2 protein-coding genes are annotated in these 2,857 nt (G+C 64.7%); both read left to right on the forward strand.

What is annotated here, in order from left to right; translation table 11 throughout:
* On the forward strand, nt 1-850 hold an 850-nt coding region (locus ENZ74_RS27705), incomplete at its 5' end, for an efflux RND transporter periplasmic adaptor subunit (RefSeq protein WP_127313143.1).
* Nucleotides 847-2,857 (forward strand): efflux RND transporter permease subunit (locus ENZ74_RS27710; RefSeq protein WP_164761257.1); only part of this gene is annotated, 2,011 nt, incomplete at its 3' end. The genes ENZ74_RS27705 and ENZ74_RS27710, both read left to right, overlap by 4 nt.

Here is a 2,857-nt window from a genome sequence, read left to right on the forward strand (position 1 = left end):
GGATCAGGCGATGCTCGCCAGCTCGCAGTCCGATCTCCAGCGCGCCAAGGATCTGGTTGCCAAGCAGGCCGGCACGCAGCAGACCTACGACCAGGCCGTCGCCGCGCAGAAGGCTGCCGCTGCGACCGTTGACGCCGACAAGGCGACAATCGACGCCGACAATGTCCAGCTTGGCTTCGCCACGATCACGGCGCCGATTTCCGGCAGGCTGGGTGCGGTCAGCGTCGCCGTCGGCGATCTCGTCACCGTCAGCAATGGCAACAGCAGCACGGCGACCCCGCTGGTGACCATCACCCAGATGGACCCGCTGCAGGTCAACTTCAATCTGCCGGAAAGCAATCTCGCCCTGCTGCACAAGGCGCTTGCCAATCCGCAGCAGGGCGCGGTGACACTGACCAAGGATGGTGACGCGACGCCGATCGGCAAGGGCACGCTCGATTTCGTCGACTCCAGCGTCGACACTGCGTCGGGCACTATCGCGACGCGGGCAAGTATTCCCAATGCCGACCTTTCGCTATGGCCCGGCCAGTATGTGAATGTCGTGCTCGACGCCGGCATCATGCCGCAGATGACATCGGTTCCTACCGTCGCCGTGCAGCCAAGCCAGAAGGGCCCTTTCGTCTATGTGGTCAAGCCGGACAACACGGTCGAGATGCGGCCGGTGCAGGTGGCGCTGACCGAAGGCGACAACAGCGCCATCAGCCAGGGGCTGAAAAGCGGTGAGAAGGTTGTCACCGAGGGCCAGACACGGCTGAAGGACGGCGCCGCGGTGCATGAAGGCAAGACCACGGCGGGGGCCGCTGCGCCCAAGGTGGCCGAGGCGACCAGCGCCGGCGAGGCCGCCCAATGATCTCCGAATTCTGCATACGCCGGCCCGTCGCCACCCTTCTGATGTCGTTCGCCCTCGTGCTGGGCGGGCTGTTCGCCTACAAGTTCCTGCCGGTGGCCGCACTGCCCAGCGCCGAATTCCCGGTGGTCAACGTCTCGGCCTCGCTGCCCGGCGCCTCGCCGGAAACCATGGCGACATCGGTGGCGACGCCGCTGATCAAGCAGTTCGCCACCATCGCCGGCATCGATTCGATCTCGACCACCAATTCGCTTGGCCAGACTTCGATCGCCATCCAGTTCGTGCTCAACCGAGACATCGACGCGGCGGCGGCCGACGTGCAGGCGGCGATCGCGCGCACGCAGAAATCATTGCCGCCGCAGATGACGGCGCCGCCGAGCTATCGCAAGGTCAATCCGGCCGACGCGCCGATCCTTTTGATGTCGCTGGTCAGCGACACGGTTCCGCTGACCGACCTCGATGCGTTCGCGGAAAACGTCATCTCGCCGTCGCTGTCGACCATCGACGGCGTGGCGCAGGTCTCGATCTTCGGCCAGCAGAAATACGCGGTGCGCATCCAGATCGACCCGACCGCGCTTGCCGCACGCGGCATCTCGATCGATCAGCTGCAGGCGGCGGTTGCCTCGGCCAACAGCAACACGCCGCTCGGCGTGCTCCAGAACGACAAGCAGCAGCTCACCATCACCGCCAACACGCAGCTGACCGACGCCGCCGGTTTCTCCAACATCATCATCGCCACCAAGAACGGTCACCCGGTACGGCTGGGCGAGGTGACCCGCGTGGTCGATTCGGTGCAGACGACCACGACCGCAAGTTGGTACGATGGCACCCGCGCGATCATCATGGCCGTGCAGCGCCAGCCCGACGCCAACACTGTCGACGTCGTCGACAAGGTCAAGGCGATGCTGCCGTCCTTCAAGGACCAGATGCCGGCCGCCGCCGACATCAAGTTGCTTAACGACCGCTCCAGTTCGATCCGGCAGGCGGTCAGCGACGTGCAGTTCACGCTGCTGCTCACCATTGCCCTGGTCATCATGGTGATCTTCGTGTTCCTGCGCCGGGTGACGGCGACAATCATCCCGGCCGTGGCGGTGCCGATCTCGCTGATCGCCACGCTCGGCGCGATGTTCCTGTTCGGCTTTTCCATCGACAACATCTCGCTGATGGGCCTGACGCTGGCGGTCGGCCTCGTCGTTGACGACGCCATCGTGATGCTTGAAAACATCTTCCGCCACATGGAGGAGGACGGGCTGTCGGCCTTCGACGCCTCGCTGAAGGGCGCGCGCGAAATCGGCTTCACCATCATCTCGATCTCGATCTCGCTGGTGGCGGTTTTCATCCCCGTGCTGCTGATGGGCGGCGTCATCGGGCGCATCTTCAACGAGTTCGCCGTGGTGGTGACGGTCGCCATCCTGGCGTCGATGTTCGTGTCGCTGACGCTGACGCCGATGCTGTGCTCGCGGCTGCTGTCGGTGACCAAAGCCGACCGCGACAAGCATGGCCCCGGTCACAAGCAGGACCTCGTCACGCGCGGCTACGACAGGGTCTTGAGCTTCTGCCTGCGGCACACCTTCCTGGTGTTCCTCGTCTTCGTCGGCACCGCGGCAGCGTCGGTGTGGCTGATCCAGATCTCGCCGAAGGGCTTCTTCCCGCAAGAGGATATCGGCCAGATATCGGTGACCACCATTGCCCGCCAGGACATCTCGTTCGACGCCATGTCCAGGCTGCAAGGGCAGGTCGCCAGCGTCTTCTCGCATTCGCCCTATGTCGACCATGTGGCGTGGTCGGCGGGCAGCGGCAACAACGCGCTCAACCAGGGGCAGCTCTTCGTCCAGCTCAAGGGCAAGGACCAGCGCCCCGATATCGAGAAGGTGCTTGCGGATCTGCGCAAGCAACTGGCCCGCGTGGCGGGCATCGAGACCTACATGCAGCCGGTGCAGAATTTGAGGCTGGGCTCGCGGTCGTCCGCAAGCGCCTACCAGCTCGTGGTTCAGGGCCTTGATACCGGCC

It is taken from the genome of Mesorhizobium sp. M7A.F.Ca.CA.002.15.2.1 (assembly GCF_003998715.1).
Classification (GTDB): domain Bacteria; phylum Pseudomonadota; class Alphaproteobacteria; order Rhizobiales; family Rhizobiaceae; genus Mesorhizobium; species Mesorhizobium ciceri.